Here is a 16,219-nt window from a genome sequence, read left to right on the forward strand (position 1 = left end):
CGCGCGCCCTTCCCGCTCCGGCCGGCGCACCGGGCGCCTCCAGCGCCGGGTCGTGAATCCGTGCAGGCGATTGCCCTGCGAACCGCATCCCAGACACGTCGGCCTTTCATCCGGACGCCTTTCCAATCACCGATCCGTTGCTAACCTTGCTGCGCATCCGATCAATCGCAGCAAGGAACCGGACTCCGATGAAAAAGCGCTACACCCTCGACCAGGACGTGATCTGCCACATCTTCAAATCAGGCAAGCACACCAACAATCTGTCCGAGCCCAACGACGGCGCAGGCGGGCATGCGACCCACGACATCAAGAGCAAAATCACCGAGTACACCATCCTCGCCGTGCCCCAGGCGAAACAGGGCGAGCTGGCAGGCTGGGCGGGCAAGACGCTGTCCGAGCGCATCCTCTGCCCCTATCCCCACGTCGCCACCTTCAAGATCGGCACCCAGTCGTACAACAGCAAGTCGATGTTCCCCGGCACGGGCACCAAGGCCGAACTGATCAAGACCATCGAGCGCGCGCTCACCAGCGGCACCTCGGCGCACACCTACAACGGCTCGGCCAAGGTGAACGCGGCCAGTGGCAGAGCCTGGGTCGCCCCGGCGGACTTCAAGCGGCCGCTGTCGGACATGACGGTGGAGAATGGCGACTACGTCGTCGGTCGCGCCAATGGCCTGCGCATCAAGGGCCAGAAGAAAGGCGCCGGTGGCGCCGGCCTGACCTCGGCCTTCCCCGACACCACCGGGTTCTACTGGGGCTAAGCCACTCCAAACCCCAGGGTGGATCGCGCTTCAGCGGTCCACCTCCCGCGCCTCCCGGCAACTCCGCCGGTGGAGGTAAAAAGCGACCTCCACCCTACGCCCTGCCAATCACGGCGTTGCAGGGAGCACCGCTCACTTCACCCGCAGCACCTTGCGTTCCAGCTCCGGATCGGCCTCGATCTCGGCGTTGGTGAAGGGCAGCTTCTGCCATTGCTGTCGGGCGAAGAGTTCGGTCTGGTCGCTGTGGTGCGGCGAGCCGGCTTCGCTGGATTGGGAAAAGGCCAGCAGCCCGCGCGCCTGGGGCCCTTCGCCGTCGAAGGTCACCAGCTGCAGGTAGCTGGTGCCGCTGACCACTTCCAGGTGGTCGCCCTGCAACTCGCTCTGCATGGCGTTGTAGACGCCGAAATGCCCATCACCACCGGGGATGCCGATGGCGCCCGCGCGCTGGATGTCGCCCCAGCGGGCCTGTTCGGGGATACCGGCCCTGGCCACTTCCTCGCCCGCCGTGACCAACGCCTGGATCACCTCGCCTCGCGCCGCCGGGTTCAGCCCGCGCGGGGTGACGGTCGGGCGCTGCGGATCGAAGGGCTCGCGCCAGCCATTCCCGATCCCGGCGAAGGCCTGCATGAAGTGCTGGAAATGCAGGAAGCCGATGCCGCTTTCGAGGTTGGCCTTGCCATCCCAGGCCGCCAGCGCCTTGCAGGGTGCGGCCAGCCCGGCATTGCCCGCCTCGGTCTTGCATAACGCCAGCAGTTCGGGCAGCAGGCCGGTGGCCAGCCCCACTTCGTTGTCGGTGACCAGCGCCTGGAGGACATCGGCGCCGAGCGGTGCGTCGCCCTGCAGGCGGCCCAGGGCGAAGCGCGCACGCGGCGACAGCTCGCGGCCTTCACGGCTGACCAGCGGCGAATAGCCGGTGAGCGGGCTGGCGGGGTTGCTCAGCCAGGCGCTGTCGTTGGAGTTCTGCACGAAGTCCTCGCGCTGCAGCACCGGCAACTGCGCCGCCGGGGTGATGCCGGGCTGGGCGGCGCCGGCATCGGGGGTCCATTCGCAGTCGCTGCGGTTGCCCTGCAAGGCAGGCAGGCCTTCGGCGGCCAGCTGCGGGATCACGCATTCGGCCAGTTGCCCGGTCAGCAGGTGCGGCACTACGGACTGGTTCATGTACAGCGCCTTGCCGCTGGCGTCGGCGGCCAGGGTGTTGACCCAGGGGATGCCCTGGATCTTCGTCACCGCGGCGCGCAGGGCGTCGACGTCACGCGCCTGGTTGATCGCGTACCACTGCTGCAGCACGCGGGTGTTGCCGAGGTTGGCGTCCTTCAGCGCCCAGGCTTCGCCGGCGGTCCACTCCAGCTTGCCTGGCCAGACGAGCAACGGGCCGAAGCGCGATTCGTAGAGGTCGTGGCTGCGCACCGAGAGGGTGCCGTCGGCATTGCGCACCTGCACCTGCAGGCGGGTCCTGTTCAGCGTCTCGGTGCGGCCGTCGACGCGGTAACGGGTCGGGTCGCCGGGGTCGAGTTCCAGGCGGTAGAGGGTGAAGTGCGCGGAGGTGTCGACGGTGTGGGTCCAGGCCAGCTGCCGGCCGAAGCCGATGTTGACCACCGGCAGGCCGGGCAACGCCGCCCCCATCACGTCGAGCTTGCCGGGAATGGTCAGGTGCAGCTGCCAGAAGCGCAGCGCGCCGCTCCAGGGGAAGTGCGGGTTGGCCAGCAGCATGCCGCGTCCGTTGGCACTGCGCTTGCCGCCCACGGCCACGGCATTGCTGCCGCGCTCCAGGCGGAAACCCTCGGTGCGTGCGGCGGTGTAGCCGGCGTCCAGCCGCGCCTGGCGCACACCGGGCGGGGCGGCACCGATCAGCGCCTCGGCGAACTGCCCGGCGCCACCTTCCACCAGCAGGCGCCGGGTCAGGCGCAGCAGGTCGTCGGCATCGATGGGGCGCAGCCAGCCCTCGCCCAGGCAATGGGTGGTGCGCGCGTCGGCTTCCTGCAGGTAGTGGTTGAAGCCGGCGGCGTAGCCGTCCAGCAGCTGGGCCACTTCGCGACTCTGCGCCTGGCGGAAGGCGGCGACCGAGGCCGGCTGGTTGAGCCAGGCGAAGAAGAAGTCGGACGGCAGGTTGTCGAGGTGGGCGGAAGACTGGCCCTGCTCGCCGAACCAGCGGGAGCGCTCGCCCCGGGCGGTGACGATCTCCTCGGCCAGCAGGCAGGCGTTGTCGCGGGCATAGGCGTAGCCGATGCCATAGCCGAGGCCGCGTTCGTCCGCCGCCTGGATGTGCGGGACGCCGTGGGCGGTCCAGCGGATGAGGGTGTCTCGCGGCGTGGCGGCCGGAGCAGCGGCCAGAACGGAAAAGGCCGGGCACAGCAACAACGCTGCGACACCGGCGGCAAGGCTGCGCATGGGCATCGGAAGTACTCGCAAGGGATGGGGAACCGCGCCGGCGGGGCCGGCGCGGGCGAAGCGGTCAGCTGGCGGTGGCGAGGGCCTGCTGGAGGCCGCGCTCGACACGGGCGCCCGGCTCGATGTGGGCGTAGAGCGAGGCGGCGATCTCGTCGGCGCGGATCGGCAGCACCGACAGCAGGGTGTCGCTGAGCCCGTGGCTGGCCTGGCAGAAGCCCTGCATGTAGACGGCCGCCTGGCAACGCTCGTCGGTGCGGATGCGGTAGTCGCGGCCCACTTCGAAGTCGCCCATCCACTGCGCCAGGGGCTCCAGCAGGTGGCGATGGGCCTGGCGCTCGTAGCCGGTGGCGAGCACCACGGCGTCGTAGCGCTGCACGCTCTGCTCGCCGCTGGCGTTGTTGCGCAGCACCAGCTCGATGCCGTCGGCGCCGGCATTGGCGCGCTCCACGGTGCTGAGGATGTGGAAGGCGTGGCGGCGGATGCCGGAGACCTTCTGGCGGTAGAAGATGCCGTAGATGCGCTCGATCAGGTCGATGTCCACCACCGAGTAGTTGGTGTTGTGGTACTCGCGGATGAAGCGCTCACGCTCGGCACCGGTCTGGTTGAAGATCAGGTCGGTGAACTCGGGGGAGAACACTTCGTTGACGAAGGGGCTGTCGTCCGCCGGCTTGAGCGCCGAGCCGCGCAGGATCATGTCCACCTGCACCGAGGGATAGCTGTCGTTGAGGTCGATGAAGGCCTCGGCCGCGCTCTGCCCACCGCCGATGATGGCGATGCGCATGGGCTTGCCGCCGACGCAGGGTTGCCTGGCGATGCGCTCCAGGTACTGCGAGTGGTGGAAGACCCGGGCATCGTCCTTGAGATGGCGGAAGGCCTGGGGAATGCGCGCGGTCCCCCCGGCGCTGACCACCACCGCACGCGTGGCGCGGACATGGGTCTCGCCGCCGGCATCGCGGGAGATCACCCGCAGCGCCTCGACGCGCTGGCCCTCCAGCACCGGCTCGATGGCCAGCACCTCCTCGCCGTAGCGGCTCTGCTCCTGGAACTGCCCGGCCACCCAGCGCAGGTAGTCGTTGAACTCCATGCGGCACGGGTAGAAGGTGCCGAGGTTGATGAAGTCCACCAGGCGGCCGTGCTGGTGCAGGTAGTTGACGAAGGAATAGGGGCTGGTGGGGTTGCGCAGGGACACCAGGTCCTTGAGGAAGGAAATCTGCAGCTCGCTCTGGGTCACCAGGGTGTTGCCGTGCCAGCGGTAGTCGGCCTGCTTGTCGAGGAACAGCGCATCCAGCGCACCCTGGTGGCGGGCGCGCTCCTGCAGGGCGATGGCCAGGGCCAGGTTGGAGGGGCCGAAACCGATGCCGATCAGGTCGTGGAGGGCGGTGTTCAGGGGCTGAGTCATGTCCAGTGTCCTCTGGAGGCGCCCCGGCGAGGGCGGCAGTCATTCGATGACGGCCCCACTGGCCGCCTGTTGACTAGGAACGAGGACAGGGAAATGAAATTTAGCCGGCGTGTCGGCCGGCGTCAGGCGCACTCCCACTCGCGCATGCGCAGGCGGCAGTGCTTCATGGCGTTGACGATGTGCTTCTCCACCTGAGACCGGGAGATTCCCAGGCGCGCGGCGATCTCGTCATGGGAAAGGCCCTCCAGCCTGCGCAGCAGGAAGGCGTCGCGGCACAACGCCGGCAACTCGTCGAGGGCGCGCTGCAGCAGCCCCAGCCGCTGCCCCTGGGCCAGCGAGCGCAAGGGCGAAGGCGAGCGGTGTCGCGACTCCTCCTCCTCGTCCAGCACCTCCAGCGGCTCGTTGCGCCGCACGGCGTTGCGGCGGTGTTCGTCGACCACCAGGTTCAGCGCCGTTCGGTAGAGAAACGCCCGTGGGGATTCGATCCGCTCTTGACTCGCGCGCTCCATCACCCGCAAATACGCGTCATGCGCCACATCCGCGGCCGCCTGCCGATCCCCGAGCCTGGCGCTGAGGAAACGCACCAGCTCCCGATAGTAGATTTCCAATTCGCTCCCCCGGCGCCGACCGCAAGCGGCGCTTACACTTGAGCTGGATCAAACCTCACCCACAGGGTGATGCTGGCAGTCTGAAATTATTAAATTTATAATAATTCTCATCAAGATTCATGTCTCAGTGCGCCGCGTCAACGTGTGAAGCAACCACTCGAATTCAGGCAGAACCGGTAATCCTGATGAACAACGCCTCCTCCAAACCCCAAGGCGACTCGCTGGTCGAAGTCGCCGCCCACTGGTGCATGCGCCTGCACGCAGAGGATTGCACGGACGAGGAGCGTGCCCAGTTCCAGGCCTGGATCGAAGCGGACCCGGCCCACGCCCTCGAATACGCCGAGATGCTGGAGATCTGGGAGCTCAGCGAACACCTGCCGCCGACCCAGTCGTCCCCCCGCCTGCACGTACCCCGCCAGCTTCCCAAACCGCCGCCGAGCCTCGCCCAGTTGCCGCCCCGCCAGCGCCCGCGCGGCCTCCTGCGTCGCCATGCGCGCGCCCTGGTGCTGGCCCTGGTCGCCCTGCCGCTCGCCGGCTACAGCGGCTGGATCGCCGGCTGGCTGCCCGACAGCTACCAGCGCTTCGAAGCCGAGAACAGCATCCGCCGCATCACCCTGCCCGACGGCAGCGACGTGGAACTGAACCTCGCCACGCGCCTGAGCTACGCCAACTTCATCGACCAGCGCCGCGTCAGCCTCGACAGCGGCGAAGCCTACTTCCACGTCAGCCACGACAGCGCCCACCCGTTCGTGGTGCATGCCGGCCAGGGCTCGATCACCGTCACCGGCACCCGCTTCAACGTCTGGAAGTACCAGGACAACGTCGTGGTCACCGTCACCGAGGGCTCGGTCAAGGTGCGCAGCGAACAGCGCGGCAACGACAGCAACCTCAGCCCCGGCATGCAGGCCAGCTTCAGCCCGGGCGACATGAAGCCGGCGGTCGGCGCCGTGGACACGCAGAAGGCCCTGGCCTGGCGCGACGGCAAGCTGATCCTCGACGACCTGACCCTCGCCGAGGCCGTGCCGCTGATCAACCGCTACCTCGACGCCCCGCTGGTACTGGGCGACCAGGCCAGTGCCGACCAGCGCATCGGCGGCATCTACAGCACCCGCGACATCCGCAGCCTGGTCAGCGCCCTGCCCCAGGTCCTGCCCGTCAGCCTCGCCCAGCAGGCCGATGGCAGCACTCTGATCAGCAACCGCAAGATGCGCCTGTGAAGCCGGGCGCCACGCCCGGAACGCCCCACCCGGTAAATTTCCCCGCGCCCTGATCGTTCATCTGGCAGCGCCCCTTCGCCGTCGCAGTGTGCCGGCCAGGGCCCCTCCAGAGCCGGACATCCCATGAGCGCCCCACGACTTCCACGCCGCCTGATCCTCGCCCCGCTGCTGCTCGTCCCCCTCCTCGCGCTCGCCGCCTGGAAGGCCATGCCCGACGCCGTCCATGAAGGCGACACCGTGACCGTCGCCGTCGGCACCATCGAAAGCAGCGTCAGCGCCCTCGGCACCCTGCAGCCACGCCGCTACGTCGATGTCGGCGCCCAGGCCTCCGGGCAGATCCGCAAGCTGCACGTGGAACCCGGCGACAGCGTCGAGGAAGGCCAGCTGCTGGTGGAGATCGACCCCTCCACCCAGCAGGCGCGGGTCGATGCCGGGCGCTCCTCCATCGACACCCTCGCGGCGCAGCGCGAAGAACAGCAGGCCCAGCACGCGCTGGCCCGCCAGCAATACGCCCGCCAGCAGAGACTCGCCGCCAGCGGCGCCACCCGCGAGGAAGACCTGCAGGTCGCCCACGCCCAGGTGCGCACCACCCGGGCGCGCATCGCCATGATCGAGGCACAGATCCGCCAGGCCCAGGCGACCCTGCGCAGCGACGAGGCCGAGCTCGGCTACACGCGCATCTACGCCCCCATCTCCGGCACCGTGGTAGCGGTCGACGCCCGCGTCGGCCAGACCCTCAACGCCCAGCAGCAGACACCCCTGATCCTGCGTATCGCCAAGCTCTCGCCGATGACCGTCTGGGCCCAGGTCTCGGAAGCCGACATCGGCCGCGTGCGGCCCGGCATGCCCGCCTGGTTCACCACCCTCAGCGGCGAAGGCCGGCGCTGGGAAGCCCGCGTGCGCCAGGTGCTGCCGTTGCCGCCGCGCCCGCTCGACCAGCTCAGCCAGGGCGGCGGCAGCCCCACCGGCAGCGGCGGCCGCGTGGTGCTCTACACCGTGCTGCTGGACGTGGACAACCAGGACAACGCCCTGATGACCGAGATGACCGCCCAGGTCCACTTCGTCTCCGAGCGCGTCGAGAACGCCCTGGCCGTGCCCATCGCCGCGCTGCTGGACGACGACAGGGTGCGGGTGGTCGGCGCCCGGGGCGCCATCGAGGAGCGCCAGGTGCGCACCGGCGTGCGCGACCGCATGCAGGTCCAGGTGCTGTCCGGGCTCAGCGAGGGCGAACGCCTGCTGATCGGCGAACCCGGCGACGCCCGATGAAGGCCCTGCACGAACCCGCCCTGCTGGAACTGATCGACGTGCGCAAGCGCTACGGCGGCGACGGCGCGCCGGAAGTCGAGGTGCTGCGCGGCATCTCCCTGCGCATCGAGGCCGGCGAATTCGTCGCCATAGTCGGCGCCTCCGGCTCCGGCAAGTCGACCCTGATGAACATCCTCGGCTGCCTCGACCGCCCCAGCTCCGGCACCTACCGCTTCGCCGGCCGCGACGTCGCCGCGCTGGACGGCGACGAGCTGGCCTGGCTGCGCCGCGAGGCCTTCGGCTTCGTCTTCCAGGGCTACCACCTGATCCCCTCCGCCTCGGCCCGCGAGAACGTCGAGATGCCGGCCATCTATGCCGGCACCCCCGCACCCGAGCGCAGCGCCCGCGCCGCCGAACTGCTGCGCCGCCTGGGCCTGGAGAGCCGCGCCGGCAACCGCCCGCACCAGCTCTCCGGCGGGCAGCAGCAACGCGTCTCCATCGCCCGCGCGCTGATGAACGGCGGCCACGTGATCCTCGCCGACGAACCCACCGGCGCCCTCGACAGCCAGAGCGGCATCGAGGTGATGAAGCTGCTCGAGGAGCTGTCCGCCCAGGGCCACGCGGTGATCCTCATCACCCACGACCGCGAAGTCGCCGCCCGCGCCCAGCGCATCATCGAAGTGCGCGACGGCCATGTCCTCAGTGACAGCGCCGACGCCCGGACGCCCGGCGCCAACGCCGGTGCACTGCCGGCCAGCCGCCTGCGCGAACGCCTCGAAGAGCGCCGCGAACTGCCCCCCGGCGCCTGGCGGGGCGAACTGCTCGAAGCCCTGCGCGCCGCCTGGCGGGTGATGTGGGTGAACCGCTTCCGCACCGCCCTGACCCTGCTCGGCATCGTCATCGGCGTCGCCTCGGTGGTGGTCATGCTGGCCATCGGCGAAGGCAGCAAGCGCCAGGTCATGGCGCAGATGGGCGCCTTCGGCTCCAACATCATCTACCTCTCCGGCTACTCGCCGAACCCGCGCGTGCCCGAAGGCGTGGTCAGCCTCGCCGACATCGCCGCGCTGTCCGGGCTGCCCCAGGTCGAGCGGATCATGCCGGTCACCGGCGGCGACACCCTGGTGCGCCGCGGCAACCTCGACTTCCAGGCCTACACCCGCGGCAACGGCGTCGACTTCCCCAGCATCCTCAACTGGCCCGTCGCCGAAGGCGCCTTCTTCGACCAGGCCGACGAGGACAGCGCCGCTACCGTGGCGGTGATCGGCCAGAAGGTACGCGACAAGCTGTTCGCCGGACGCGACCCCATCGGCCAGCACATCCTCATCGAGAACGTGCCCTTCCAGGTGATCGGCACCCTGGCGGCCAAGGGCGCCAGCTCCGGCGACGAGGACGCCGACTCGCAGATCGTCGTGCCCTACTCCACCGCCAGCATCCGCCTGTTCGGCAAGCCCGAGCCGGACTTCGTCGTGGTCGCCGCCGCCGACACCAGCCGCGTGCAACAGGCCGAGGCCGCCATCGACCGCCTGCTGCTGCGCCTGCACCGCGGCATCCGCGACTTCGAGCTGACCAACAACGCCGCACTGATCCAGGCCGAGGCCAGCACGCGCAACAGCCTGTCGCTGATGCTCGGCGCCATCGCCGCCATCTCCCTGCTGGTGGGCGGCATCGGCGTCATGAACATCATGCTCATGACGGTGCGCGAGCGGACCCGTGAAATCGGCATCCGCATGGCCACCGGCGCCCGCCAGCGCGACATCCTCCGCCAGTTCCTCACCGAAGCCACGCTGCTCTCGGTCACCGGCGGCATCACCGGCATCGCCATCGCCCTGCTGGTGGGCGGCGCCCTGTTGCTGGCCGATGTCGCCATCGCCTTCTCCCTCACCGCCATGCTCGGCGCCTTCGCCTGCGCCCTGGCCACCGGCGTCGCCTTCGGCTTCATGCCGGCACGCAAGGCCGCGCGGCTCGACCCGGTAACCGCACTGACCAGCCCATGACCGCACTCGCCCCCCGCACCCTGCTGCCCCTGTGCCTGGCGCTCGGCGCCTGCACCGGCGCCGATACCACACCGACGGCGGCGATCACGCCGCCTCCCCACTGGCAGTCCCCTGCCCGCCAGGGCGCCGCGCAGATCAGCGCCGACTGGTGGCACGCCTTCGGCAGCCCTGAACTCAGCCGGTTGATCCAGCAGGCCCGCCAGGGCAGCTTCGACCTCGCTGCCGGCCGCGCACGGATACGCCAGGCCAGCGCCGCCGCCGTGATCGCCGGCGCCCCGCTGCTGCCCGAAGTGAAGGCCGAGCTGAGCGGCAGCTACCAGCAACTGCTGGGTGACGAAGGCTTCAGCGCCCTGGATGCCGAGCGCGACAGGCCGCGTTTCGACACCTATGCCGCCGGCCTCAGCGCCAGCTACGAGCTGGATTTCTGGGGCGGCAGGCGCGCCGCCCGCGACAGCGCCCTGCACAGCCTGGAGGCCAGCCGCTTCGACCAGGCGACCCTGGAGCTGACCCTGCTCGCCGGCGTCGCCAGCAGCTACCTGCAGGTGCTGGCCCTGGGCGAACAGCTGCGTATCGCCGAAGGCAACCTCGACAACGCCCGCCAGGTGCTGCAACTGGTGGAAGCACGCCAGGCCGCCGGCGCCGCCACGCGCCTGGAACTGGCCCAGCAGCGCAGCCTGGTGGCCGGCCGCGAACGCGCCCTGGAACGCCTGCGCCAACAGGGCGGCGAAGCCCGTGTCGCCCTGGCCACGCTGCTCGGCCAACCGGTGCAGGCACTGGCCCTGAAGGGCGGGAAACTGGCCGGCATCCAGTGGCCCGGCATCGGCGCCGGCGTGCCCAGCGAACTGCTCGGCCGTCGCCCCGACATCGCCGCCGCCGAAGCACGCCTGGCCGCCGCCGACGCCGACGTGCGCGTCGCCCGCGCCGCGATGCTGCCGAGCCTGACCCTGAGCGCCAGCCTCGGCACCGGCTCCGAGCAGTTCTCCGACATCCTGCGCAACCCTTACTACGGCGTCGCCGCCGGCCTCGCCGCGCCCATCTTCAACGCCGGCCGCCTCGACGCCGGCCATCGCCAGCGCCAGGCCCGCGAAGAGGAGCTGCTGGCCATCTACCGCGCCGCCATAGTCGCGGCCTTCGGCGACGTGGAGCGCGCCCTGCTGGCCATCGACGGCCTCGACCGCCAGCGCCAGTGGCAAGCCGAGGAACTCGCCCAGGCCCAGCGTGCCTTCGAACTGGCGGAAAACCGCTACCGCGCCGGCGCCGAGACCCTGCTCACCGTGCTGGAGACCCAGCGCAGCCTCTACCAGGCCGAAGACGACGCCGTGCAACTGCACCTCGCCCGCCTGCAAGCCGCCGTTGGCCTGTACAAGGCCCTGGGCGGCGGCTGGACGCCAGACACCCGCCTGCAAGCCGACCGCACCCCGGGCTGAAGCCCGGGCTTCCCGATACGCACCGCCGCGAAGCATTCGCAGGATGGGTAGAGCTCCGCGAAACCCATCGATTCGGGGCCTCATGCAAAACGCCGTGCCACGCCCGACACCGCCCGGTGGAGGTAGAAAGCGACCTCCACCCTACGCACCGGGGTACGCCCTGCCCGTAGGGGCGAATTCATTCGTCTGTCTGCATTAGCTGTTGTGAATTTGATGCGAAGCCTCAAGCGCTGTGCTTTCCGGGTATTCATGACTTCCTGTCCCGGCCACCGCGTGGGTTTCGCTTCGCTCTACGCCACCCTACGGAAGCCGTTACGCACCGAGCGTGATGCGCACATCGATGAAGATTTGGCGAAGAGGTTCGGGCGGCGGCCAAACGCCCCTTCAGGAGGCCGAGCGTAATCGTCGTTTCAGGGGTTGAGCGACATGGATGTCGCGAGAGCCGCGATGGGCCAGGGATGGCCCTTCGCGGCGTGCCCCTGAAACGACGATGGAGCGAGGGAACCCGACGCAGTCGGGCCGTATGCAGGGGCGAGCGCTTTTGGTTCCTTTTAAGGCGATTGTTAAAAGGGACTCGCCCGGCAAGGCGAAACAGAAACCATCAGCAAAACTCGGCAATCGGCCTGGCCAAAGACCCTCTAGCAACACTTAACGCAGGCAGAACCAATTCATCCGCGATCCATTGCCCGGGGCGCCCCGGTCACCCCTTGCCCGGCACCTTCAGGTTGCGCGCGTACCAGGGCCGGCGCGGGGTCCGGCGCAGCAGGTCGCCGATGTCTTCCTCGCCGCTGAAGGCGATGCGCAGGGCCAGTTTCATGGCTTCGACCTCCAGCTCCCCGGCACCGCCGCCGGCATCGGCGATGCCGCCGCAACCGTGGGTGGTGGGCCCGAGCCAGGGGTCGGCCACTTCCACCCAGCGCCCCGGCGCGAACCAGGGCACGCCGTTGACTTCGCGACGCTGCACCTCGCCCGGGTGGGCGCGCTCGTGGGCGCGGAACCAGTCCTCGATGCGGTCGTCGATCCAGCCGTGGAAGCGCCAGAACACCGGGTTGACGTGGGACGAGAAGGGGTCGCCCAGGTAGTCGTTCTCATCGCGGAACCAGCGCGCGGCATAGTCGGAGGGCTCGCGATCGCCCACCACCGGCATGCCGTTGGACGGGTCGCGGGTCACGGTCGCCCAGCGCATGTGCAGCCAGTCGTGGATGTTCAGCTCCACCTCCGAACCGAACTGCGCCAGGGTCAGGCGACTCAGGTAGTCCGGGTCCTGGTACTGCGACTCCCAGACCTGGAAGTTGCCGAAGAAGGTCTCGGCCGCCTTGATGCCGTGCAGCCACTGGCTCAGCTCCTCGTCGTCAGCGGCCACCCAGGCCGGGGGCACCGAATCGCCGTCCCGGTTCTCCTGGTAGCGGATGAACCCCAGGCGGTCATGCTCGACATAGGGCGAGGGCAGCGGCAGGCGCGTCCAGTTCGGCAGGTCGGGCTGCAGGGCGCGAGCCTGGCCGAGCATGTGCCGGTGCATGAAGAAGAAATCCTCGCCCGAGCCGTTGAGGTGCTTGCGCCGCCCCCGTGCGCCGCGCTCGGCATCGCGCGGGCCGGGTTGCCAGCCGGCACCGCGCAGCGCATCGCGCCTGGCGTCGTCGAGGCGGTGCCACTTGTCCCGTGTGGCGTGCCAGAGCTGGTGGAACAGCCGGTGCCCGGGCGAGACCAGCCAGGCCAGCAGCGCCGGCGCCAGTGGGGTGACCCGCTGCGCCTCGGGGAAGGCACGCTTGATGGCGACGAAGCGACTGTCCGGCTCGGGCATATCCAGAGGCCGGTCGAGGCGGCGGATGCGTCCGCTGAGGGTGCCCGCACCGGCATCCCCCCACCCGCCCCACACCTCGTCGAGGATCGCCTCCAGCTCGTGGCTGGGCGCCGATTCGCCGGCCGGCACCAGGCGCCAGCGCACCGTGCGCGCATCCGCCGCCGCCAGTTCGCCCAGCACCCGGTAACGCGGCTCGCCACGGGCACGCAGGCGCGCGCCCACATCGATGAAACCGCGCAGGGAACGGCCACCAGGGCCGACGTCCAGCAGCATCTCGACGCCCTGCAACGGCAGGTCGTCCAGGCCGATGTCCATGCCGCTGAAGCGCAGGTCCCAGATACCGCGCAGCGTGTCGGCGATGCGCACGCCCTCGCCGGCCGCGACCTCGACGCTGGCCTCGCCGGGCGTCTCCACCTGCCCCGGCTCCAGCGTGTCGTCGTGGTCCACCGGCTGGCGCGCGTACCACACCGCGGGCGCTGCCGCCCCGACCACCGCCAGCCCCGCCATGAACCCACGCCTGGAAAACCTCATCGTCACACCCGCATCCGTGTCAGCCACGCCTATCCAGCTAGAACGAGAGGCCCTGAAACAAATTTACCGCCGCCGGGACGCTAAATTTCCCACCGCCACCCTCGTTCCTCCGTGACAGGCGAACCCCGCAGCAGCGGGCGTCGCACACGCATCGACCCTGGCAATCAACGGGATGGCAATGAACACGACCCGCTCCAGCAAGGCCCCCTACCTCGTCGCCTTGGCACTCCTCCTCGCCCTCGTCGCTGTGGCGGCCTGGTACGTCCTCGCGTACCGCCAGGCCGAGGGCTACCCGAAGGAGGTGGTCAAGCACGCCGCCGAGCTGCAGGACCGCATCCTCTCCTTCGACAGCCACATCACCGTGCCCACCGACTTCGGCACCGAAGGCAAGGAGGCCGACCGGGACGGCGACGGCCAGTTCGACCTGGTCAAGGCCGGGCGCGGGCGCCTCTCCGGTGCGGCGCTGACCATCTTCGGCTGGCCAGAGATCTGGAACGGCCCCAACGCGCCCCATCGCCCCACCGCCGCCTTCGTCGACGAGGCGCGCCACCAGCAGGAGCTGCGCTACAGGATCATCAGCGGCATGGTGCGCGACTTCCCCAACCAGGTCGGCATCGCCTACACCCCGGCCGACTTCCGCCGCCTGCACGGCGAAGGCAAGTTCGCCATCTTCATCAGCATGCTCAACGCCTACCCCCTGGGCGACGACCTCGGTGCCCTGGACACCTGGGCCGCGCGCGGCATGCGCATGTTCGGCTTCAGCTACGTGGGCAACAACGCCTGGGCCGACTCCTCGCGCCCGCTGCCCTTCTTCAACGACAGCGTCGACGCCCTCGGCGGCCTCTCGCCCCTGGGCGAGCAGGCGGTGGCACGGCTCAACGACCTGGGCGTGGTGATCGACGTGTCGCAGATGTCCACCCTGGCCCTGGAAGACGTCGCCCGCCTCAGCCGCGCGCCCATCGTCGCCTCGCACTCGGCGCCGCGCGCGCTGGTGGACATCCCGCGCAACCTCAGCGACCCGGAAATGCAGCGGATCAAGGCAAGCGGCGGGGTGATCCAGGTGGTGGGCTTCCCCGCCTACCTCAAGCCGCTGAGCCAGCCGACCCTGGACAAGCTCAACGCCCTGCGTGCGCGCTTCGACCTGCAACCGCTAGACGGCCTGGCCAACGCCCTGATGCCGGGCGACCCGATCATCGCCATCTGGCCGGAACAGCGCTTCGGCGAGTACGCCAGCGCGCTCTACGCCATCCTCGAGGAAGAGCCCCGCGCCAGCGTCAAGGAACTGGTGGACGCCATCGACTACACCGTGCGCAAGGTCGGCATCGACCATGTCGGCATCGCCAGCGACTTCAACGACGGCGGCGGCGTCGAGGGCTGGATGAACGTCGGCGAGTCGCGCAACCTCACCGCCGAGCTGATCCTGCGCGGCTACTCCGACGCCGATATCGCCAAGCTCTGGGGCGGCAACTTCCTCCGCGTCTGGGAGGAGGTGCAGCGCCGCGCCAGGCCGGCCGCCGCCAGCACCGTACAACCGCAAGCGGAGCGTGGCTGATGAGCGACCGTCGCACCTTCCTCAAGCACGCCGGCCTCATCGCCGCCGCCCTGCCCCTGGGCTCCGCCCTCGCCGGCGACGCCCGGGCCGCCACCCCGCCGGCCAGCCCCGCCCGGGACAAGTGGCAGGCCCTGCGCCAGCAGTTCGACCTGGACCCGGACTACCTGCACTTCTGCTCCTTCCTGCTCGCCTCCCACCCCCGCGTGGTGCGCGAGGCCATCGCCCACTTCCGCGCCCGGCTGGATGCCAACCCCGGCGAGGTGCTGGACTGGGACCGCGAGGAGCTCTGGGGCTACGAGAACGACGTGCGCGCCTGGGCCGGCCGCTACTTCGGCGTGCGCCCCGGCCAGGTCGCCTTAACCGGCAGCACCACCGACGGCCTGGCGATGATCTACGGCGGCCTGCAGGTGGCGCCGGGCAAGGAGATCCTGGTCAGCGCCCACGAGCACTACTCCACCAACGCCCGCCTGGACTACCGCGAGCAGCTGATGGGCACCCGGGTGCGCCGCGTCGCGCTGTTCGAGGACCCGCACCTCGCCTCGGTGGACGAGATGCTCGGCAACGTCCGCCAGGCCATCCGCCCCGAGACCCGCGTGCTGGGCATGACCTGGGTGCAGTCCGGCAGCGGCGTGAAGCTGCCGGCGCGCGAGGTCGGCCAGCTGGTGAAGGAGATCAACCAGGGCCGCGACGAGGCGGACCGCCTCCTCTACGTGGTGGACGGTGTCCACGGCTTCGGCGTCGAGGACCTGGACTTCGCCGACTTCAACTGCGACTACTTCATCGCCGGCACCCACAAGTGGCTGTTCGGCCCCCGTGGCACAGGCGTGATCATCGCCCGCGAGGAGACGCCGCAGCCCCATCTGGTGCCCAGCATCCCCACCTTCACCAAGGGCGAGACCTTCGGCACCCTGATGACCCCCGGCGGCTACCATGCCTTCGACCACCGCCTGGCGGTGGGCAAGGCCTTCGAGCTGCACCTGCAGCTGGGCAAGGCCGACGTCCAGGCGCGCATCCACCAGCTCAACGACTACCTCAAGGCGCGCCTGACCGAGCACGCCAGGGTGCAGCTGGTCACGCCGCGCAGCCGCGAGCTGTCCTCGGGCTTCACCTTCTTCCGCGTCGAGGGCCGCGAATGCGACGCCGTCGCCCGCTACCTGCTGGAGCGCAAGGTGATCAGCGACGCCGTGGACCGCGACGTCGGCCCCGTGGTGCGCCTGGCGCCCAGCCTGCTCAACGACGAAGCCGAGATCGACCGGGTGCTGGAGATCCTCGCCCCGCAGCTCGCCTGACCCTTTC

General features: G+C 69.8%; 11 protein-coding genes. 7 read left to right on the forward strand and 4 right to left on the reverse strand.

Going from position 1 to position 16,219, the window contains the following annotated elements:
• Positions 1–188 precede the first annotated feature (188 nt).
• Positions 189–761: a hypothetical protein gene (locus HSX14_RS17045; RefSeq protein WP_173178055.1), complete on the forward strand. Its 573-nt coding sequence runs from the start codon at positions 189–191 to the stop codon at positions 759–761.
• 132 nt (positions 762–893) lie between these two features.
• Here the strand turns inward: HSX14_RS17045 and pvdQ are convergent, their stop codons facing one another.
• The 3 genes from pvdQ to HSX14_RS17060 form a co-directional block, all read right to left on the reverse strand.
• Positions 894–3,155 carry a bifunctional acylase PvdQ gene (pvdQ, locus tag HSX14_RS17050; RefSeq protein ID WP_173178054.1) on the reverse strand — a complete coding sequence of 754 codons (2,262 nt, stop codon included), beginning with the start codon at positions 3,153–3,155 and terminating at the stop codon, positions 894–896.
• 58 nt (positions 3,156–3,213) lie between these two features.
• A complete protein-coding gene (locus HSX14_RS17055; protein WP_173178053.1) occupies positions 3,214–4,548 on the reverse strand; it encodes a lysine N(6)-hydroxylase/L-ornithine N(5)-oxygenase family protein in 1,335 nt (444 codons plus the stop codon).
• A gap of 122 nt (positions 4,549–4,670) precedes the next feature.
• Positions 4,671–5,156 (reverse strand): sigma-70 family RNA polymerase sigma factor, encoded by a 486-nt coding sequence (locus tag HSX14_RS17060; RefSeq protein WP_173178052.1) that lies wholly within the window; start codon positions 5,154–5,156, stop codon positions 4,671–4,673.
• A gap of 185 nt (positions 5,157–5,341) precedes the next feature.
• Here HSX14_RS17060 and HSX14_RS17065 point away from each other — a divergent pair, with 185 nt between their 5' ends.
• The 4 genes from HSX14_RS17065 to HSX14_RS17080 all read left to right on the forward strand — a co-directional run bounded on the left by HSX14_RS17065 (position 5,342) and on the right by HSX14_RS17080 (position 11,039).
• Positions 5,342–6,373, forward strand: coding sequence for a FecR family protein (locus HSX14_RS17065; RefSeq protein WP_228723452.1), 1,032 nt, complete (start codon positions 5,342–5,344; stop codon positions 6,371–6,373).
• A 123-nt stretch (positions 6,374–6,496) separates the two neighbouring features.
• The gene (locus HSX14_RS17070; protein WP_173178051.1) at positions 6,497–7,639 is read left to right on the forward strand and encodes an efflux RND transporter periplasmic adaptor subunit; all 1,143 of its coding nucleotides are present in this window, start codon (positions 6,497–6,499) and stop codon (positions 7,637–7,639) included.
• Positions 7,636–9,612, forward strand: coding sequence for a MacB family efflux pump subunit (locus tag HSX14_RS17075; protein WP_173178050.1), 1,977 nt, complete (start codon positions 7,636–7,638; stop codon positions 9,610–9,612). The genes HSX14_RS17070 and HSX14_RS17075 overlap by 4 nt, the downstream gene beginning before the upstream one ends.
• Positions 9,609–11,039, forward strand: a complete 1,431-nt coding sequence (locus tag HSX14_RS17080; RefSeq protein ID WP_173178049.1) for an efflux transporter outer membrane subunit — start codon at positions 9,609–9,611, stop codon at positions 11,037–11,039. Before HSX14_RS17075 ends, HSX14_RS17080 begins: the two co-directional genes overlap by 4 nt.
• Before the next feature lie 700 nt (positions 11,040–11,739).
• Here HSX14_RS17080 and pvdP read toward each other — a convergent pair.
• On the reverse strand, positions 11,740–13,371 hold the full coding sequence (pvdP, locus tag HSX14_RS17085) for a pyoverdine maturation tyrosinase PvdP (protein ID WP_173178048.1): 1,632 nt from the start codon (positions 13,369–13,371) through the stop codon (positions 11,740–11,742).
• A 178-nt stretch (positions 13,372–13,549) separates the two neighbouring features.
• On the opposite strand from pvdP, the gene pvdM reads away from it, so the two are divergent.
• Together pvdM and pvdN are read left to right on the forward strand one after the other, a co-directional pair.
• Positions 13,550–14,923 carry a pyoverdine-tailoring dipeptidase-like protein PvdM gene (pvdM, locus tag HSX14_RS17090; RefSeq protein ID WP_173178047.1) on the forward strand — a complete coding sequence of 458 codons (1,374 nt, stop codon included), beginning with the start codon at positions 13,550–13,552 and terminating at the stop codon, positions 14,921–14,923.
• The gene (gene pvdN / locus HSX14_RS17095) at positions 14,923–16,212 is read left to right on the forward strand and encodes a pyoverdine-tailoring periplasmic protein PvdN (protein ID WP_173178046.1); all 1,290 of its coding nucleotides are present in this window, start codon (positions 14,923–14,925) and stop codon (positions 16,210–16,212) included. Before pvdM ends, pvdN begins: the two co-directional genes overlap by 1 nt.
• The last annotated feature ends 7 nt before the right edge of the window (positions 16,213–16,219 follow it).

It is taken from the genome of Pseudomonas tohonis, assembly GCF_012767755.2.
In the GTDB taxonomy this organism is placed as follows: domain Bacteria; phylum Pseudomonadota; class Gammaproteobacteria; order Pseudomonadales; family Pseudomonadaceae; genus Metapseudomonas; species Metapseudomonas tohonis.

Bases quoted from the DNA above. Each gene is read 5' to 3' on its own strand.
- HSX14_RS17045 (WP_173178055.1), top strand. From the start codon at position 189: ATGAAAAAGCGCTACACCCTCGACCAGGACGTGATCTGCCACATCTTC.
- pvdQ (WP_173178054.1), bottom strand. From the start codon at position 3,155: ATGCCCATGCGCAGCCTTGCCGCCGGTGTCGCAGCGTTGTTGCTGTGC.
- HSX14_RS17055 (WP_173178053.1), bottom strand. From the start codon at position 4,548: ATGACTCAGCCCCTGAACACCGCCCTCCACGACCTGATCGGCATCGGT.
- HSX14_RS17065 (WP_228723452.1), top strand. From the start codon at position 5,342: ATGAACAACGCCTCCTCCAAACCCCAAGGCGACTCGCTGGTCGAAGTC.
- HSX14_RS17070 (WP_173178051.1), top strand. From the start codon at position 6,497: ATGAGCGCCCCACGACTTCCACGCCGCCTGATCCTCGCCCCGCTGCTG.
- HSX14_RS17075 (WP_173178050.1), top strand. From the start codon at position 7,636: ATGAAGGCCCTGCACGAACCCGCCCTGCTGGAACTGATCGACGTGCGC.
- HSX14_RS17080 (WP_173178049.1), top strand. From the start codon at position 9,609: ATGACCGCACTCGCCCCCCGCACCCTGCTGCCCCTGTGCCTGGCGCTC.
- pvdP (WP_173178048.1), bottom strand. From the start codon at position 13,371: ATGAGGTTTTCCAGGCGTGGGTTCATGGCGGGGCTGGCGGTGGTCGGG.
- pvdM (WP_173178047.1), top strand. From the start codon at position 13,550: ATGAACACGACCCGCTCCAGCAAGGCCCCCTACCTCGTCGCCTTGGCA.
- pvdN (WP_173178046.1), top strand. From the start codon at position 14,923: ATGAGCGACCGTCGCACCTTCCTCAAGCACGCCGGCCTCATCGCCGCC.